17 protein-coding genes are annotated in these 18,900 nt (G+C 59.0%); all 17 read left to right on the top strand.

All coding sequences use genetic code 11. The features are described 5' to 3' along the window. The first annotated feature begins 31 nt into the window (after positions 1-31). The 17 genes from BVK86_RS24925 (at position 32) to fliE (ending at position 18,893) form a co-directional block, all read left to right on the top strand. Complete coding sequence (locus tag BVK86_RS24925) at positions 32-772, top strand: flagellar basal body rod protein FlgF (protein ID WP_075948911.1); 741 nt, start codon at positions 32-34, stop codon at positions 770-772. A 45-nt stretch (positions 773-817) separates the two neighbouring features. Then, on the top strand, positions 818-1,603 hold the full coding sequence (gene flgG, locus BVK86_RS24920) for a flagellar basal-body rod protein FlgG (RefSeq protein ID WP_008055493.1): 786 nt from the start codon (positions 818-820) through the stop codon (positions 1,601-1,603). A gap of 53 nt (positions 1,604-1,656) precedes the next feature. After that, entirely contained in the window at positions 1,657-2,352 is a 696-nt protein-coding gene (gene flgH, locus BVK86_RS24915) for a flagellar basal body L-ring protein FlgH (RefSeq protein WP_075948910.1), read from the top strand. Positions 2,353-2,370: 18 nt separating this feature from the next. Continuing rightward, positions 2,371-3,480 carry a flagellar basal body P-ring protein FlgI gene (locus tag BVK86_RS24910; protein WP_075948909.1) on the top strand — a complete coding sequence of 370 codons (1,110 nt, stop codon included), beginning with the start codon at positions 2,371-2,373 and terminating at the stop codon, positions 3,478-3,480. 13 nt (positions 3,481-3,493) lie between these two features. Continuing rightward, positions 3,494-4,768, top strand: a complete 1,275-nt coding sequence (gene flgJ / locus BVK86_RS24905; RefSeq protein WP_075948908.1) for a flagellar assembly peptidoglycan hydrolase FlgJ — start codon at positions 3,494-3,496, stop codon at positions 4,766-4,768. A gap of 24 nt (positions 4,769-4,792) precedes the next feature. Continuing rightward, complete coding sequence (gene flgK / locus BVK86_RS24900) at positions 4,793-6,805, top strand: flagellar hook-associated protein FlgK (RefSeq protein ID WP_075948907.1); 2,013 nt, start codon at positions 4,793-4,795, stop codon at positions 6,803-6,805. Between the two features lie 13 nt (positions 6,806-6,818). After that, entirely contained in the window at positions 6,819-8,402 is a 1,584-nt protein-coding gene (locus BVK86_RS24895) for a flagellar hook-associated protein 3 (protein WP_075948906.1), read from the top strand. A 300-nt stretch (positions 8,403-8,702) separates the two neighbouring features. Continuing rightward, positions 8,703-9,632 (top strand): ketoacyl-ACP synthase III, encoded by a 930-nt coding sequence (locus BVK86_RS24890; protein WP_075948905.1) that lies wholly within the window; start codon positions 8,703-8,705, stop codon positions 9,630-9,632. A 249-nt stretch (positions 9,633-9,881) separates the two neighbouring features. After that, the gene (locus BVK86_RS24885) at positions 9,882-11,291 is read left to right on the top strand and encodes a flagellin N-terminal helical domain-containing protein (protein ID WP_075948904.1); all 1,410 of its coding nucleotides are present in this window, start codon (positions 9,882-9,884) and stop codon (positions 11,289-11,291) included. A 74-nt stretch (positions 11,292-11,365) separates the two neighbouring features. Further along, entirely contained in the window at positions 11,366-11,713 is a 348-nt protein-coding gene (locus tag BVK86_RS24880; RefSeq protein ID WP_075948903.1) for a flagellar protein FlaG, read from the top strand. An 81-nt stretch (positions 11,714-11,794) separates the two neighbouring features. Continuing rightward, positions 11,795-13,183: a flagellar filament capping protein FliD gene (gene fliD, locus BVK86_RS24875; RefSeq protein WP_075948902.1), complete on the top strand. Its 1,389-nt coding sequence runs from the start codon at positions 11,795-11,797 to the stop codon at positions 13,181-13,183. Between the two features lie 150 nt (positions 13,184-13,333). Beyond that, on the top strand, positions 13,334-13,729 hold the full coding sequence (gene fliS / locus BVK86_RS24870) for a flagellar export chaperone FliS (protein WP_075948901.1): 396 nt from the start codon (positions 13,334-13,336) through the stop codon (positions 13,727-13,729). A 17-nt stretch (positions 13,730-13,746) separates the two neighbouring features. After that, the gene (gene fliT, locus BVK86_RS24865) at positions 13,747-14,043 is read left to right on the top strand and encodes a flagellar protein FliT (protein WP_075948900.1); all 297 of its coding nucleotides are present in this window, start codon (positions 13,747-13,749) and stop codon (positions 14,041-14,043) included. A gap of 172 nt (positions 14,044-14,215) precedes the next feature. Then, a complete protein-coding gene (locus BVK86_RS24860) occupies positions 14,216-15,691 on the top strand; it encodes a sigma-54 dependent transcriptional regulator (RefSeq protein ID WP_075948899.1) in 1,476 nt (491 codons plus the stop codon). 128 nt (positions 15,692-15,819) lie between these two features. Then, positions 15,820-17,025 carry a sensor histidine kinase gene (locus tag BVK86_RS24855; protein ID WP_162279068.1) on the top strand — a complete coding sequence of 402 codons (1,206 nt, stop codon included), beginning with the start codon at positions 15,820-15,822 and terminating at the stop codon, positions 17,023-17,025. Between the two features lie 5 nt (positions 17,026-17,030). Next, entirely contained in the window at positions 17,031-18,422 is a 1,392-nt protein-coding gene (locus BVK86_RS24850) for a sigma-54-dependent transcriptional regulator (RefSeq protein ID WP_075948897.1), read from the top strand. 141 nt (positions 18,423-18,563) lie between these two features. Continuing rightward, on the top strand, positions 18,564-18,893 hold the full coding sequence (gene fliE, locus BVK86_RS24845; protein WP_075948896.1) for a flagellar hook-basal body complex protein FliE: 330 nt from the start codon (positions 18,564-18,566) through the stop codon (positions 18,891-18,893). The last annotated feature ends 7 nt before the right edge of the window (positions 18,894-18,900 follow it).

The raw sequence follows: 18,900 nt of genomic DNA, 5'->3' as shown, positions 1-18,900 counted from the left end.
CGGCAAACGTCCGGCAGGCAGAGGAAAGATTGTGGACAAGTACCTTTATGTGGCAATGACCGGCGCCAGCCAGAATGCACTGGCGCAGAAGGCTCATGCCAACAACCTCGCGAACATCTCCACCAACGGCTTCCAGAAAGACCTGGAGCAGGCGCGTTCGATGCCGGTGTTCGGCGACAGCTTTCCGGCGCGTGCGTTTGCCATGTCCGAACGCCCGGCCACCGACTTCTCTCCCGGCTCGCTGGTGCAAACCGGCCGCGACCTCGATGTCGCCGTGCAAGGCAACGGCTGGCTGGCGGTACAGAACCCCGATGGCGGCGAAAGCTACGTGCGCACCGGCAGCCTGGTGGTTGACGCGTTGGGCGTGCTACGTGCCGGCAACGGCATGCCGGTGATCGGCAACGGCGGCCCGATTGCCGTGCCGCCCGAGCAGCAGATCGAAGTCGGCGAGGACGGCACCATCAGCATCCGTGCGATGGGTGAAGGCCCGCGAGTGATGGCGGAAGTCGACCGCATCAAGCTGGTCAACCCGGACTTCAAGAACATGACCAAGGGCCTGGACGGTTCGATCCACACGAAGGACGGCAAGCCGGCGCAAGCCGATGCCAACGTCAAGCTGGTGTCCGGTTTTCTTGAGTCGAGCAACGTCAACGCCGTGGACGAAATGACCTCGGTACTGGCCTTGGCCAAGCAATTCGAACTGCACATCAAGATGATGAACACCGCCAAAGAAGACGACCAGGCCATGGCTCGGGTCTTGCAGATCAGCTAATTACCAGAACGTCGCGCCGTAAAACAGGCGCACGAGGAGAATCGAATGCTTCCGGCTCTATGGGTTGCCAAAACCGGTCTGTCCGCCCAGGACACCAACCTGACCACCATTTCCAACAACCTGGCCAACGTGTCGACCACGGGTTTCAAACGTGACCGCGCCGAGTTCCAGGACTTGCTCTATCAGATCAAGCGTCAGCCAGGCGCCCAGTCGACCCAGGACAGCGAGCTGCCTTCGGGCCTGCAACTGGGTACCGGTGTGCGCATTGTCGGCACGCAGAAGAACTTCAACGCCGGCAGCCTGCAAACCACCGAGCAGCCACTGGACATGGCCATCGACGGTCGCGGTTTCTTCCAGATCCTGCAACCGGATGGCACCACGTCCTATACCCGTGACGGTACCTTCCACCTGGACTCCAACGGCCAGATCGTCAACGCCAGCGGCTTTGCCCTGGAGCCGGCGATTGTCATTCCGAACGACGCCCAGACCTTCACCGTGGGCAAGGACGGCACCGTGTCCATCACCGTCGCCGGCAACCCGGCTTCCCAGGTGATCGGTAACCTGCAAACCGCCGACTTCATCAACCCGGCCGGCCTGCAAGCGGTGGGTAACAACCTGTTCCTGGAAACCGCCGCCAGTGGTGCACCGCAAGTCGGTACCCCGGGCCTGGCCGGTTTCGGTACCACGCTGCAGAACACCCTGGAAACGTCCAACGTCAGCACCGTTGAAGAGATGGTCAACATGATCACCACTCAGCGCGCCTACGAGATGAACTCCAAGGTGATCTCCACCGCCGACCAGATGCTCTCGTTCGTAACGCAGAATCTGTAATCAAGTCTTCGGGGCGGTCATGCGACCGCCTGCAACACCGTGAGGTAAGGGTCATGAATCGCTTCGTTTCTGTTCTGGCATTGAGTGGGATCACTGTGCTCGCTGGCTGTGTCGGTCCGACACCCAAGCCCAATGATCCTTACTACGCCCCGGTGTTGCCGCGCACGCCGTTGCCGGCTGCGGCGAACAACGGTTCGATCTATCAGGCCGGTTTCGAGCAGAACCTCTATAGCGACCGCAAGGCGTTCCGCGTGGGTGACATCATCACCATCACCCTGAACGAGAGGACCCAGGCCAGCAAAAACGCCAACTCGCAAATTGGCAAGAACAGCAAGGCCAGCATCGGCCTGAGTTCGCTGTTCGGCTCCACTCCCAGCACCAACAACCCGTTCGGCAGTGGCGACCTGAGCCTCGACGCCGGCTACGAAGGCGACCGCTCGACCAAGGGTGACAGCAAGGCCGCGCAGGGCAACACCCTGACCGGTTCGATCACCGTGACCGTGGCTGACGTGTTGCCCAACGGCATCATCGCCGTACGTGGCGAAAAGTGGATGACGCTGAACACCGGTGATGAGCTGGTGCGAATTGCCGGGCTCGTGCGGGCTGACGATATCTCCACCGACAACACCGTGTCGTCGACCCGTGTCGCCGATGCGCGCATCACCTATTCGGGCACCGGTTCGTTTGCCGATGCGAGTCAGCCAGGCTGGTTCGACCGTTTCTTCCTCAGCCCGCTGTTCCCTTTCTAGGTGGCTTTCCAGTTGAGCATGTTGAACTTTAGACACCTGATGGTGGCTGCCCTGATGCTGTCCGCATCCTTCGGCGCTCAAGCCGAGCGGCTTAAGGACATCGCCAGCATTTCCGGCGTGCGTTCCAACCAATTGATCGGCTACGGCCTGGTGGTCGGGCTTAACGGCACCGGTGACCAGACGACGCAAACCCCCTTCACCCTGCAGACCTTCAACAACATGCTCTCGCAGTTCGGCATCAAGGTGCCGCCGGGTTCGGGCAACGTGCAGTTGAAGAACGTCGCGGCGGTATCGATCAGTGCCGACCTGCCAGCGTTCGCCAAACCGGGACAGCAGATCGACATTACCGTAGCGTCCATCGGCAACTCCAAGAGCCTGCGTGGCGGCACCTTGCTGCTGACGCCGCTCAAGGGTATCGATGGCAACGTCTATGCGGTGGCCCAGGGCAACCTGGTGGTGGGCGGTTTCGACGCCGAAGGTCGCGACGGGTCGAAAATCACGGTCAACGTTCCGTCGGCCGGTCGTATCCCTGGCGGTGCGTCGGTTGAACGAGCCGTGCCGAGCGGTTTCAACCAAGGCAACAGCCTGACCCTGAACCTCAATCGATCCGACTTCACCACGGCCAAGCGCATCGTCGACAAGATCAACGACATGCTCGGCCCTGGCGTGGCGCAAGCCATCGACGGCGGGTCGATCCGCGTGACCGCGCCGCTCGATCCGAGCCAGCGTGTCGACTATCTGTCGATCCTCGAAAACCTCGAAATCGATCCGGGCCAGGCGGTGGCGAAAGTCATCATCAACTCCCGTACCGGCACCATCGTGATCGGTCAGAACGTCAAGGTTTCTCCGGCCGCCGTCACCCACGGCAGCCTGACCGTGACCATCACCGAAGACCCGATCGTCAGCCAGCCCGGCCCTCTGTCCAATGGCCAGACTGCCGTCGTGCCGCGCTCGCGGGTCAACGCCGAGCAGGAAGCCAAGCCGATGTTCAAGTTCGGCCCGGGCACCACCCTCGACGAAATCGTCCGTGCGGTGAACCAGGTCGGCGCGGCGCCGGGTGACCTGATGGCCATCCTCGAAGCTCTGAAGCAGGCCGGCGCGTTGCAAGCCGACCTGATCGTGATTTAAGGACGGCGATCCTATGGACATGTTCAAGAGTGGGCGGGTCAGCAGCAGTGATTCGGGTGCGTTTTCCGACCTGAACCGACTGAACCAGCTCAAGGTCGGCGACAAGAACAGTGACGCCAACATGCGCAAAGTCGCGCAGGAATTCGAGTCGCTGTTCCTCGGCGAAATGCTCAAGTCCATGCGCTCGGCCACCGAAGCCCTGGGCAAGGACAACCCGCTCAACACCGCCGAGGCCAAGCAATATCAGGAAATGTACGACCAGCAACTGGCCGTCTCCATGTCCCGCGAGGGCGGTGGCATCGGGCTGGCCGACGTGCTGATGCGGCAGATGTCGAAGAACAAACCGCTGGCGCCGGGTGAAGCGGCGACGTTGTCAGCTGCCAAGCAGGAGGCTGCGAAAGCCGCTGCACACACGCCGATCGCGGCGGGCACGGTGGCAGTCAACGGGCCGCTGTCGCGAGTCAACGGTCAGCGTCCTTTGTGGGCTTCACGCTCGGTCAGCGCACCGACAGGCGAGGGTGCGCACAGCAATGACATGGCATTGATCAATCAGCGGCGCCTGGCATTGCCACCGAAACTGGCTGATCGCTTGCTCGCCGGTCTGGTGCCTTCGGCGACGACTGCGGCTGCCAACAAGACGGCATTGCCGCAGCGCACCACGATCACCGGTACCGGGCCTTTGTACAACGGCGACTGGCTGGCCAATGCACAAGCTGCGTCGAACGGCGGTTTGCAGATTCACGGTCGCGCCATCGCCCAGATTCCGCTGGCGCCAGCGAAGAAAGCGTTCAGCTCCGCCGACGAATTCGTCAACACCATGCTACCGATGGCCAAGGAGGCGGCCGAGCGCATTGGTGTCGATCCGCGTTACCTGGTGGCCCAGGCTGCCCTGGAAACCGGCTGGGGAAAATCGGTCATGCGCGCCCAGGACGGCAGCAGCAGTCACAACCTGTTCGGCATCAAGGCCAGCAGCAGTTGGAAGGGCGATTCGGCGCGGGCGATCACCAGCGAATTCAGAAATGGCGAGATGGTCAAGGAGACGGCCGAGTTTCGTTCCTATGACTCTTACAAGGACAGTTTCCATGACCTCGTAACGTTGTTGCAGACGAATAATCGCTATCAAGATGTCGTGAAGTCGGCCGATAACCCAGAACAGTTTGTACGCGAGTTGCAAAAGGCCGGTTACGCAACCGACCCGGACTACGCGAGCAAGATTTCGCAGATAGCCAAGCAGATGACGAGTTACCAGAACTACGCTGCGGCGGGCGTTTCCACCACGCCTTTATAGGCATTAAGGATCAAGGTCTGAACCATGAGTTTACTCAACATCGGAATGTCGGGTTTGTCCGCTAGCCACGCCTCGTTGGTGACTACCGGTAATAACATTTCCAACGTCGATACCGTCGGGTACTCGCGCCAGCAAACTGTACAGAACAGCAAGAATTCTATTCAGTACGGCAATGTGTTCATTGGTACCGGTACGACGCTGGCCGATGTGCGTCGGGTGTACAACAGCTACCTCGATGCGCAGTTGCAGACCACTACCTCGCTCAACAGCGATGCCCAGGCCTATCTGGGGCAAGCGACTCAGGTCGACAAGTTGCTGTCCGACAGCGGCACCGGTGTGACCAAGACCCTGCAATCGTTTTTTGCGTCCTTGCAGACCCTAGCCGGCAACTCCAACGACAACGCCGCACGTCAGGCATTGTTGACCAACGCTCAGGGCCTGAGCAGCCGCTTCAACGCGATCTCCCAGCAGTTGAAGCAGCAAGGCACGTACATCAACGATCAGTTGGGCTCGATGGCCGATCAGGTCAACAAACTGGCGTCGACCGTTGCGGCCTACAACAAAAAAATCGCCGAAGTCAGCGGTTCGGGTGGCACCCCCAACGAACTGCTGGACCAGCGTAACGAAACCATTCGCCAGCTCAACGAGCTGGTTGGCACTCAGGTCACTGAAACCGAAGGCCGCCTCGATATCTATCTGGGCAGCGGTCAGCCACTGGTGGTCGGTGATACCGTCAACAAATTGCGCGTGGCGCCGGATCCTGCCGATCCCACTCGTTCCGCGATCATCATGGATCGCAACGGCTCGTCGGTGGATATCACGTCGGTGATGAGCGGCGGCGAGATGGGCGGTCTGTTGCGTTATCGCGACGAAGTGCTGACGCCAGCCGTCAATGGCCTGGGTCGCATCGCCATGGTCGTGGCCGATCAGGTCAACAAGCAGTTGGGCCAGGGCCTGGATCAGAACGGCAACTTCGGCGCGAATCTGTTCAACAACATCAACAGCTTGAAAGCCATCAGCGAGCGCAGCATCGCCAACGCCGGCAACAACCCGGCATCCGGTAACCTGAACGTCACCATCAAGGACACCAGCAAACTGGCGGCCAGTGATTATCAGGTGACCATCACCGCGACCGGCTACAACGTGCGTCGCCTGTCGGATAATTCCGACATGGGCAACTTCGCTTTCGCGACACCGCCTGCCGCCGATCCGGTTATCGATGGTTTCAGCCTGAGCATCAATTCGGGCACAGTGGCTGTCGGCGATTCGTTCAAGATCACTCCGACCCGCAGCTCCGCCGCCGACATGGCCACGGTCATGACCGACACCAAGACACTGGCCACGTCCGCGCCACTGACGTCGACCAAGGCTTCGGGCAATGACGGTACCGGTGTTGTCAGCCAGCCGAATCTCAAGACGACTCTGGATATTTATGATCCGGTCCAGCGTCTGGAAGTGCAGACAGCGGTCAAGGCTTCGATGCCTGTTCGCATGCTGATGACCAGCGACACGGCCTATGAAGTGTTCGACTCCAAGGGCAACAGTCTTGGCACCGGCAGCATCGTGCCTGGGCAAGACAACGATCTGAGCATTTCCGTGCCTTACACCGACGCCGGTGGCAACGCCAAAACCTTCAGTGTAGGTATGACTGTCAGCGGTAGCCCGAAGTCGGGCGACAGTTTCAACATTGCCATGACGGCGGCTGACAGCACGGACAACCGTAACTCCCAGGCGCTTCTCGCTCTGCAAACCAAGGCCACTGTCGGCACTACCGCGACCAATCCGGGAGTGAGTTTTACCGATGCGTATGGTGGTCTGGTATCGACCGTCGGCTCCCTGACCAAGCAGGGTCAGCTGGATGCCACGGCGACCGACACCATCCTGACCGGTGCGCGCAATGCCCGTGATTCGCTGTCGGGCGTCGACCTCGATGAAGAGGCGGGCAACCTAACCAAATACCAGCAGTACTACACGGCCTCTTCGCAGATCATCAAGACTGCGCAGGAAATTTTCAGCACCCTGATCAATGCCCTTTAAGGAGCCGTAGAACATGCGCATTTCTACAGCACAGTATTACGCCACGACGGCCGCCAACTATTCTCGCAACCTGAATAACGTGGTGAAGACGGCCGAGCAGGCCAGCAGTGGTATCAAGGTAGCGACCGCCGCAGACGATCCAGTCGGTGCCGCCCGTTTGTTGCAACTTGAGCAGCAAAAAGCAATGTTGGGGCAGTACACTGGCAATATCCAAGCGTTGGGTACCGCCCAGGCGCAGGAAGAAAGCGTGCTGGACAGCATCAACACTGTGCTGCAAAAGGTCAGCGAGTTGGCTGTACGTGCTGGGGGTGCATCGTTGAACGATGACGATCGCAAATCCATTGGTGCAGAAGTTGCCCAGGCTGAAGAGCAACTGCTGAGCTTGATGAACAGCAAGGACGCCAACGGCAAGTACATCTTTGCCGGCGCCAGCAACAGCACTCAGCCTTTTATTCGCAACAGCGACGGTACCTACAGTTATCAAGGTGACCAGACGCAATTGCAGTTGAAAATCGGCGATTCGATGTCGCTGGGCCTGAACGATACCGGTTGGGATGTATTCCAGCAGGCGATCAACGCTGCTCGCAGTTCGACCACGATGACCGCGCCGGCAGTGGACGACGGACGTGTATCCGTATCCCAAGGCCTGGTGAGTTCCGGCCCGGCTTTTGATGCGAGTTTTCGCAACGGTCAGCCTTACACAATGTCATTCACCAGCAGTACCCAATTTGTGATCACGGATAGCTTGGGGAACGACGTGACAGCTGAGGCAAGCGGGGGAGGGAAATTTGATCCGGATAACAAGGACGGTTCCGATATCAGCTTTCGTGGTGTGACCTTCGCGCTGGATATCACCTATCAAGCGACTGACACGCCCGCAAACGCGGACGCCGTCATCGCCGGTCACAGTTTCAAGCTGGAAGCCAAGCCAGACAGTTTCGTTGGCACCCGAGCGGCGAGCAACACCTCAACAGCGCTGATCAGCCAAGCTACAGTGACCAATGCGGCCGATTACAAGAGTTTCTTCCCGGAAGGCGGGGCGGTTCTGAAATTCACCAGCCCCACTACCTTTGAGCTATACACTCGTCCGTTGACCAGTAGCAGCACTCCGGTCTCCAGCGGAACTGTAGCGGCAGGCGTTGCAACGGCGGCCGGCGTCAGCTTTACGCTCGGTGGCACGCCGCCCGTTCCGGCGGCAGGTGACCAGTTCGATATCTCGGTCAATACCCACCAGACTCAGAACGTGCTCGATACCATTAGCCAGCTGCGTCAGGCACTTGAAGTGCCTACTGCAGGTAATCCGGGGGCGGCGCGCAATCTGCAGGGCGTCATCGCTTCGTCTATCGCCAATTTGAGCAATGCGAAGAACCAGGTCGATCTGGCGCGGGGTGCCATCGGCGCTCGCGGCAACGTGATGGATATGCAGCGGGATGCCATTCAAAGCACGGATCTGATCAACACTACTACGCAATCTTCGATCAGAGAGGCCGACCCTGCCGAAGTGCTGACACGCCTGACCTTGCAGCAAACCATGCTGAACGCCGCGCAACTGGCGTTCGCCAAGGTTTCCCAGTTGAGCCTGTTCAACAAGCTTTGAGTCGGTCTTGACCGCTCGCGGCCAGTCCCTGTCATAGGGGGCTGGCTTTTTTTTGCTTTTTTTTCAGCCGGCGGCGGAGCTGAAGAGGCGAGATCTGGACCATAAAATCAAATAAAGCACCGATCTCTGAGTGACCCGTCAGTCAAAACGCGCATCTTCACTGTATCCTGTCTGCGGGCGGTGAAAGGTGGCGGAATGTTCAAGGCGTTTGCTTGAGCGCCGACGATGCCAGGCCCTGACTGTAGACGCCCTCGATTCAGCGAGCGGCGATGTTCAGCTGTTTATTATTGGGAAGCCATAATGATTGGCATAAAAAATATTGCGAGTTACGTGCCGGCAACCGGGGTTGATAACTACGCCCAGGGTGCAAAGTTCGACAAGGATGAAACCTTCATCCTTGGCAAGATCGGTTCGGCTTTTCTGCCGCGCATGGATGCCGATCAGGAAACGTCCGACCTGTGTGTCGAAGCCGCCAACGCGCTGTTCGCCGCCAGTCCAGCGCTCAAGCGTGAATCCATCGACTGCCTGATCGTCGTCACCCAGAACGGTGATGAAGAAGGGCTGCCGCACACCGCTGCGATCGTTCAGGACAAACTGGGCCTGCCGACCCACGTTGCCGCTTTCGATATTTCCCTCGGCTGTTCCGGCTACGTGTACGGCATCTACGCGATCAAAGGCTTCATGGAAGCGGCGGGGCTGAAAAACGGCCTGCTGATCACCGCTGACCCGTATTCGAAGATCGTCGACCCGGAAGACCGCAACACCACGATGCTGTTCGGCGATGCCGCCACCGCGACCTGGATGGGCGAAAACGCTGTCTGGCAGCTGGGCAAGTCGAAGTTCGGTACCGACGGTTCCGGCGCGCCGCACCTGAAAGTCACCGACGGTGTGTTCTTCATGAATGGCCGCCAGGTCTTCAACTTTGCCTTGCTCAAAGTCCCGGCGCATTTGCATGAACTGCTGGACGAGTCGAATCTGCAAGCCGGCGACATCGATGCCTTCTGCATTCACCAGGGCAGCGCGGCCATCGTCGATGCCGTGGCGCGTCGTTTCGAAGAAGGCGAGCCGGAGAAGTTCGTCAAAGACATGCTCGAAACCGGCAACACGGTTTCATCGAGCATTCCACTGCTGTTGCAGAACCACGTATTCGATTCCAAATGGACGCGCGTGGCGATCAGCGGCTTTGGCGTGGGCCTTTCGTGGGGATCGGCGATTCTTTATCGCGGCTGATCAATCCGAATACAGGCGCAAAAAAACGCCCGGCAACCCAAGTTGCCGGGCGTTTTGCGTTTTTCTGGCGCCGACTTTTTGTCTGTAAAGCCTTGAAAATAAAGGGCTGGCACGCTGCCACTAAAAAATTCGAAAAAACCCCTCAAGCAAACGGATCCCACGACGATAACTATTACGTAGGTTCTCTAGGCCACACCCGGCGGTTGCCAGGGCCGGAAGCCGCAGTATCCATCCAACGAGGATTTCGTCATGGCTTTAACCGTAAACACCAACATTGCCTCCATCAGCACCCAGGGTAACCTGAACAAAGCCGGCGGCGCCCTGGCTACTTCCATGCAGCGCCTGTCTTCCGGCCTGCGTATCAACAGCGCCAAAGACGACGCTGCTGGCCTGCAAATCGCTAACCGCCTGACCAGCCAGATCAACGGCCTGGGCCAGGCTGTCAAGAACGCCAACGATGGTATCTCCATCGCGCAAACCGCTGAAGGCGCAATGCAGGCTTCGACCGACATTCTGCAAAAAATGCGTACCCTGGCGCTGTCCTCGGCCACTGGCTCCCTGAGCGCAGACGACCGTAAGTCGAACAACGACGAGTACCAGGCTCTGACTTCCGAGCTGACCCGTATCTCCCAGACCACCACTTTCGGTGGCCAGAAGCTGCTGGACGGTTCGTACGGCACCAAGGCTATCCAGGTTGGCGCCAACGCCAACGAAACCATCAACCTGAGCCTGGACAACGTAGCGGCCAACAACATCGGCTCGCAGCAGATGAAAAGCGCTGCAATCGCTCCAGGCGCCGGTATTGCTGGTGGTGTCGTTAACGTAACCGGTAACGGTCAAACTGCTGCCATCACCCTGGGTGCTGCTGCATCGGCCAAAACCATCGCTCAGCAGCTCAATGGCGCCGTCGGCGGCCTGAGCGCTACTGCAAGCACCGAAGCTCAATTCGTCGTAGGTGCAGCTGCTGCAGCCACTCCAGCTTCGTTCACCATGACCGTTGGTACTTCCGCTGTTGCTTTCGTCGGCGTAACCGACACTGCCAGCCTGGCTGACCAGCTGAAGTCCAACTCCGCTAAACTGGGCATCAGCGTCAACTACGATTCGGTAAAAGGCACTCTGTCGATCAAGTCCGACTCGGGTGAGAACGTTGCATTCAGCGCTTCGACCGCTCCTGGTTCGATCACCATCGCTACCAAAGACGGCTCCGGCGCGTACGGCGCAGGCGTTGCTCTGGCTGACGGCATCATCGCTACCGGTGCTGTGAACCTGGACTCGTCCAAAGGCTTCTCCCTGACTGGCGCTGGCGTGGCTGGTGTGTTCGGTGCTGCTACCAGCTCCGTCAAGACCACCATCGCTCAAACCGACGTTACCGATGCCACCAAAGCACAAAACGCTTTGGCTGTAATCGACAAGGCTATCGGTTCGATCGACAGCGTTCGTTCGGGTCTGGGTGCTACCCAAAACCGTCTGACCACCACCGTAGACAACCTGCAGAACATCCAGAAAAACTCCACTGCTGCTCGCAGCACCGTGCAAGACGTGGACTTCGCTTCGGAAACTGCCGAGCTGACCAAGCAGCAGACTCTGCAATCGGCTTCGACTGCCATCCTGTCGCAAGCCAACCAGCTGCCATCCGCTGTACTGAAACTGCTTCAGTAATTTCAGCGTCTGGTAATTGACGGAGGGGCGCGTTTACGTGCCCTTTTGTCTTTTCCGTATTGAGGAGATTGGACATGGATATGAGCGTCAGATTGAACCAGTCCTACCCGGCGGTTGCACAGCAGAATCCAGCGGCACCGGTTGATGCGGCGATTCAGCCCAAGGTTGAAGCTGTTACCCCAGCTGCAACCGAGCCTAAGCGTGACGAGCTGGAAAAGGCAGTCACCGATATTCGCGAGTTCGTTCAGGCAAGCCAGCGCAAGCTTGATTTTTCCATTGATGATTCCACCGGGCGGGTCGTAGTCAAGGTTATCGCTACTGAAAGCGGTGATGTGATTCGTCAGATCCCTTCGGAAACCGCGCTGAAATTGGCGCAAAGCCTGAGCCAGGCAAGCAGCTTGTTATTTGATGACAAAGTCTGAACTGGCATGAATTTTGTTGCTGTTGCCCTATGAAGCACATTGCGTCAGTAAAGCAGCGGCCACTGCATATGGAGATTGATGATGGCGGGTTCAACGGTTAGCGGTATTGGTTCAAATATCGATACCCAGGCGATCGTAAAAGCTTTGGTGGACGCCCAGCGCGCGCCCAAGCAGGCACAGATCGATACTCAGAGTGCGAAAGCGACCACCACGCTGTCATCGATCGGCAAGATTCAGGCAGCCCTGGACGCCTTCCGTGGTGCACTGACGACCATGGGCACCGACAACAGCTTCAGTGGCTTGTCGGCCACGTCTTCGGATGAAAAAGTCGCCACAGTCACCATGGGCAAAGGCGCGTCCAGCGGCACCTATTCATTATTGGTCACGCAGTTGGCGTCGGCATCGAAGCTGTCGACCCGCACCTTCGTGGATGGTCCTACGTCCGTTGTCAATGCTGGCACAACGGCGACCACACTGACGATCTCGCAGTCGGGGAAAAACTTCGACGTCAGCATTCCGCCCAATGCGACGCTGCAGGAAGTGCGCGAAAGCATCAACGCGCAGTTCTCCACTGCCGGGCTCAGCGCCAACATCCTCACCGACTCCACCGGCTCGCGGCTGGTGCTCACCTCCACCACCATGGGCGTCGGTTCAGACTTGACGATGTCGGGCAACTCGGGGATCAACACCGGTTCAACGGTGATCGAAGTGCCCAAAGACGCCAAGTACAAGATCGATAACGGTGCTGAACTGATCTCTAAAAGCAACACGATTACCGACGCGATCAGCGGCGTGAATCTCAAGCTGCTGGCGGTTTCGCCAACGCCGACCGGGGGTGGTCCACAGACACCGTCTACGCTGACATTGAGCACCAGTACCCCGGCGTTGAAGTCCGGCGTGAAAGGGTTTGTCGACACCTATAACGCATTGATGAAAGAGATCAACGCGCAGACCAAAGTCACCAAGAATGCCGACGGCACTTCCGTTGCCGCATCCCTGACCGGGGACTCAATGATGCGCAGTCTGGTCACTTCGATTCGCAACGAGATGAACGCGCTGTCCGGCACCGGTAGCATGAAGTCGCTGGCCGAGTTCGGTATCAGTACCTCGTCCGAAACCGGTCTGCTGGTCATCGATGACAAGCGTTTCTCCAAAGCCGTTGAAACCAATGCCGCGGACATCAGCAGTATTTTCAGCGGCAAGGACGGTCTGTTGGCGCGTCTGGGCACTGCCACGGATACCTACGCCAAGGCCAGCACCGGAATGTTGGCAGAGCGCACCAAATCCCTCGCCGATACATTGACGGATTTGAATAAGGAACAATCGGCGCTGAACGAGCGGATCGCCACGTTGCAGCTCAGTCTGAGCGCTAAATACAACGCGATGGACTCGCTGGTCGCCAAACTGCGGGCGCAGAGCGACAGCATCATGACCACGTTGAACGCCTTGAATAACCCGAAACAAAGTTAACAGCGCCTCGGCACAAAAAAACCCAGGCTTGTCGAAAAAGACAGTGCCTGGGTTTTTCATTGTGTGCCGACTGGTTAAAGTAATGGGCTGTTGCGCCGACATAATGGTCAGCGCAATTCATTTTCAGCTGTCGTCTGCCGAGGTAGAAACATGAACCCCATGAGAGCCCTTCGCCAATATCAGAAGGTCAATTCCCACGCTCAGATCTCCGAAGCCAGTCCTCATCGCCTGGTGCAGATGCTGATGGAGGGGGGGCTGGATCGCATGGCACAAGCCAAAGGCGCCCTGGAGCGTGGTGACATTGCACTCAAGGGGTTGATGCTCGGTAAGGCCGTCGACATCGTCATCGGTCTGCGAGACGGTTTGAACCCGGAGAAAACCGAGGATCCTGCTGCGATCGAACAGCTCGACAGTTTGTACGCTTACATGACGTCGCGTCTGACCGAAGCCAACCTCAATAACGATGTAGCAATCATCGACGAAGTCTCCGGTCTGCTCGAAACCCTGAAAAGCGGCTGGGATGCCATTGCCACCCCACAGGCCTGACGGCCGAGGATGACGTCATGAGTCAAGCACTGCAGCGGATCGAAGAAACCCGTGAAGCCCTGGTCGACGCCCTGGCGGCGCGAAACTGGGATGCCATCGGTGAGCTGGATGCAGCTTGCCGGGAGTGCGTCGATGAGGTGCTCAGCGAAGCGCCGATCGATGAAGACGCGGTGCGTGCGAATCTGGAAGGGTTATTGGCGGTGTACAAAGACTTGCTGACGGCGACGATGGGCGAGCGTCAGGCGATAGTCGACGAGATGTCGCAGATCAACCAAGCACAAAAGGCATCAAAGGTTTACCATCTGTTTGGTTAATTGACCCCAGTTAATCCAAACAAAGTGCGCCATAAATTTGACTGTGCACGGTTTTTTGACTTAACTAGTGGCTGTTCCAGATTTCAGTCGTCTTCAGGCATATTTGTGCCTGCAAGCGTTTAGCTTGCCCCAGCATTTTGGGCATCGAGTTGACTAGGGAAGTTGCGATTGCATGTGGCGTGAAACCAAAATTCTGCTGATTGATGACGATAGCGTCCGCCGCCGCGACCTGGCGGTGATTTTAAATTTTCTCGGTGAAGAAAATTTACCCTGCGGTAGCCATGACTGGCAGCAGGCAGTCGGCTCTTTGTCGTCTAGTCGAGAAGTAATCTGTGTCCTCATCGGGACGGTCAATGCTCCTGGTGCGCTTCTGGGCTTGCTAAAGACACTGTCGACATGGGATGAGTTCCTTCCGATTTTGCTAATGGGCGATAATTCTTCCATTGACTTGCCTGAAGACCAGCGTCGCCGGGTGCTTTCGACCCTCGAAATGCCGCCGAGCTACAGCAAATTGCTCGATTCCCTGCACCGTGCCCAGGTCTATCGCGAGATGTACGACCAGGCCCGCGAGCGCGGTCGTCATCGCGAACCCAATCTTTTCCGCAGCCTTGTCGGCACCAGCCGGGCGATTCAACACGTCCGTCAGATGATGCAGCAAGTCGCCGACACCGATGCCAGCGTGCTGATCCTCGGTGAGTCGGGTACCGGCAAGGAAGTGGTTGCGCGCAACCTGCATTACCATTCCAAGCGCCGTGAGGCGCCGTTCGTACCGGTCAACTGCGGTGCGATCCCGGCCGAGTTGCTGGAAAGCGAATTGTTCGGCCACGAGAAGGGCGCTTTCACCGGCGCGATCACCAGCCGTGCCGGACGTTTTGAACTGGCCAACGGCGGCACCCTGTTCCTCGATGAAATCGGCGACATGCCGCTGCCGATGCAGGTCAAGCTCCTGCGCGTATTGCAGGAGCGTACCTTCGAGCGCGTGGGCAGCAACAAGACCCAGAGCGTCGACGTGCGCATCATTGCCGCGACCCACAAAAATCTCGAAAGCATGATCGAGATCGGCACCTTCCGCGAAGATTTGTACTATCGCCTGAATGTGTTCCCGATCGAGATGGCGCCGCTGCGCGAGCGCGTCGAAGATATTCCGCTGTTGATGAACGAGCTGATCTCGCGCATGGAGCACGAGAAGCGCGGTTCTATCCGCTTCAACTCCGCCGCCATCATGTCCCTGTGCCGTCATGGCTGGCCGGGCAACGTACGTGAACTGGCGAACCTGGTGGAACGCATGGCGATCATGCACCCGTACGGTGTGATCGGCGTGGTCGAACTGCCGAAGAAATTCCGCTACGTCGACGACGAAGACGAGCAATTGGTCGACACTCTGCGCAGTGATCTCGAAGAGCGCGTGGCGATCAATGGCCACACGCCTGACTTCAGTGCTGGCGCCATGTTGCCGCCAGAAGGGCTGGACCTGAAGGACTACCTGGGCGGCCTGGAGCAGGGGCTGATTCAACAGGCGCTCGACGACGCCAACGGCATCGTGGCGCGTGCGGCCGAACGCCTGCGGATCCGACGCACCACGCTGGTGGAGAAGATGCGCAAGTACGGCATGAGCCGTCGCGATGGCGATGAACAGGCGGATGATTGACGCCTGTTTTTCAAGTCATTCATTTATAGGCTGTTTTTTTTAGGCACGGGTATTGCTACATCCCTCGCAACGTTCCGTTTCACTGACGGTCAGCCAAGCGAGAGAGCACGATGCCCCAAGCCGCCCAGATGTCTCATGTCCCTGACGCCCTGGGGCAATCATCGTCCGTAGAACAGGCCAGCCGGATTGGCCTCGAGCAGGCTTTCGCGCTGTTCAACCAGATGTCGAGTCAATTGACCGACTCCTACAGCATGCTTGAGGCACGGGTTACCGAGCTCAAGGGTGAGCTGGCGGTCGTCAGTGCCCAGCGCATGCAGGAACTGGCGGAAAAAGAACGCTTGGCCAACCGTCTGCAGAACCTCCTCGATCTATTGCCCGGTGGCGTCATCGTCATCGACGCTCAAGGCATCGTGCGTGAAGCCAACCCGGCGGCCTGCGAGCTGCTCGGCCTGCCGCTCGAAGGCGAGCTGTGGCGCCATGTCATTGCCCGCTGCTTTGCGCCGCGTGAAGATGACGGTCACGAAGTTTCCCTGAAGGACGGCCGGCGCCTGTCGATTGCCACGCGTTCGCTGGACGCCGAGCCCGGGCAGCTGGTGCTGCTCAACGACCTGACTGAAACCCGCCATCTACAGGATCAACTGGCTCGGCATGAACGCCTGTCGTCCCTGGGGCGCATGGTTGCCTCGCTGGCCCATCAGATTCGTACCCCCTTGTCCGCTGCGTTGCTCTACGCCAGTCATTTGACTGAGCAAGCGTTGCCTGTCGAGACCCAGCAACGTTTTGCCGGGCGTCTCAAAGAGCGCTTGCACGAGCTGGAGCATCAGGTGCGCGACATGCTGGTGTTCGCGCGCGGCGAGTTGCCGCTGACCGATCGCGTCACGCCCAAACAATTGATGCAGTCGTTGCGGGCCGCGGCGCTGACCCACGTGCAGGATCTGCCGATTCGCTGGCAGTGCGACAGCCATGTTGGCGATCTGCTGTGCAATCGCGACACTCTGGTCGGCGCCATCCTCAACCTGATCGAAAACTCCATTCAGGCCAGTGCTGGCGACGTGCGCTTGAAGGTGCATCTGTATGCCCGCGACAACCAGTTGCGCGTGTGTGTCAGCGACAGCGGCAGCGGTATCGACGGCGCTGTGCTGGCGCGTCTGGGTGAGCCGTTTTTCACCACCAAGGCTACCGGCACCGGGCTCGGCCTGACCGTGGTCAAGGCCGTTGCCCGTGCTCACCAGGGAGAATTGCACCTGCGTTCGCGGATCGGTCGCGGCACGTGCGCGCAGGTGATCCTGCCGCTTTTCGTCAGCGAAAGAAGCAACGCTCAGGGAGCGGAGTGAAGGTCATGGGTATCAAGGTTCTACTGGTCGAGGATGACCGCGCGCTACGCGAGGCACTGGCTGATACGCTATTGCTCGCCGGCCACGATTACAAAGCCGTTGGTTGCGCCGAGGACGCCTTGGCGGCGGTGGAAACAGAGGCGTTCAATCTGGTGGTCAGCGACGTCAACATGCCGGGCATGGACGGGCATCAACTGCTCGGCCTGCTGCGGGCGCGTCAGCCGCAACTGCCGGTGTTGCTGATGACCGCGCACGGTGCGGTGGAGCGTGCGGTCGACGCCATGCGCCAAGGCGCGGCTGATTACCTGGTCAAGCCGTTCGAGGCCAAGGCCTTGCTCGATCTGGTGGCGCGGCATGCGCTGGGCAGTCTCGGCGCCAGCGACAGCGAAGGGCCGATTGCTGTCGAGCCGGCCAGTGCGCAATTGCTGGAATTGGCTGCGCGAGTGGCGCGCAGTGATTCCACGGTGTTGATCTCCGGTGAGTCAGGCACGGGTAAAGAAGTGTTGGCGCGCTACATCCACCAGCACTCGCACCGCGCCAGCCAGCCGTTCATTGCAATCAACTGCGCGGCGATTCCGGACAACATGCTCGAGGCCACGCTGTTTGGTCACGAGAAGGGCTCGTTCACCGGCGCCATTGCGGCGCAGGCCGGAAAATTCGAGCAGGCCGACGGCGGGACTCTCCTGCTCGACGAAATCTCCGAAATGCCCCTCGGTCTGCAAGCCAAGCTGTTGCGTGTGCTGCAGGAGCGCGAGGTCGAGCGCGTCGGTGCGCGCAAACCCATCGCGCTGGATATTCGTGTGGTCGCCACCACCAACCGGGATTTGGCCGGGGAAGTCGCGGCGGGGCGTTTCCGTGAAGATCTCTATTATCGACTGTCGGTTTTCCCGCTCGCCTGGCGACCGCTGCGCGAACGTACCGCCGATATTCTGCCGCTGGCAGAGCGGCTGCTGACCAGGCACGTCAATAAAATGAAGCATGCCGCGGCGAGACTGTCGCCCGGGGCCCAGGCGTGTCTGATCGGTTACCCCTGGCCGGGCAATGTGCGTGAGCTGGATAACGCGATTCAACGCGCGTTGATTCTGCAACAGGGCGGCGTGATTCAGCCTCAGGATTTCTGTCTGGCCGGGCCCGTGGCCTGCGCGCCGCTGCCGACCCAGGCGCCCGCCTCGACAACGATGCGGGCGGTGGAAGTCGACGCGGAGTCCGCCGGGGCATTGGGCGATGACCTGCGACGTCGCGAGTTCCAGATGATCATCGACACTCTGCGCACCGAGCGCGGCCGTCGCAAGGAAGCCGCCGAACGACTGGGCATCAGTCCGCGCACCTTGCGCTACAAGCTGGCGCAGATGCGTGATGCCGGAATGGACGTCGAGGCGTATTTGTTCGCCACCTGACCCTGTCCCGGCAGGAGCGCGGCTCAGAACCCGCGATTGGCTTTTGTAGAGCGCAGCCATGGAGCTGGCACCCTTGTTGCTAACACCTCATTACCCGCCGAGTGAGTGTCAAAAAATTGCGGGTCGCCAAAGAGAGAAATCATGAGCCAAGGTATTGAATTCAATCGGTTGATGCTGGATATGCGTGCCATGCAAATGGACGCCATGTCTGCGCCGAAATCGACTGCCGCCGTCCCTGAACTGAATGGCAGCAGCTTTTCCGACATGCTCGGTCAGGCCGTCAATAAAGTGAACGACACCCAGCAGGCTGCCGGTCAGTTGGCCAGTGCCTTCGAGATTGGCAAGAGCGGCGTTGACCTGACGGACGTGATGATTTCTTCGCAGAAGGCCAGCGTGTCTTTCCAGGCGTTGACCCAAGTGCGTAACAAGCTGGTTCAGGCTTACCAAGACATCATGCAGATGCCGGTTTAAGGACGAG

Origin of the sequence: Pseudomonas reinekei, from assembly GCF_001945365.1 — a bacterium.
In the GTDB taxonomy this organism is placed as follows: domain Bacteria; phylum Pseudomonadota; class Gammaproteobacteria; order Pseudomonadales; family Pseudomonadaceae; genus Aquipseudomonas; species Aquipseudomonas reinekei.
Note: the sequence above shows the minus strand (reverse complement) of the source record. Positions and strands in the feature narration are given on the sequence as shown.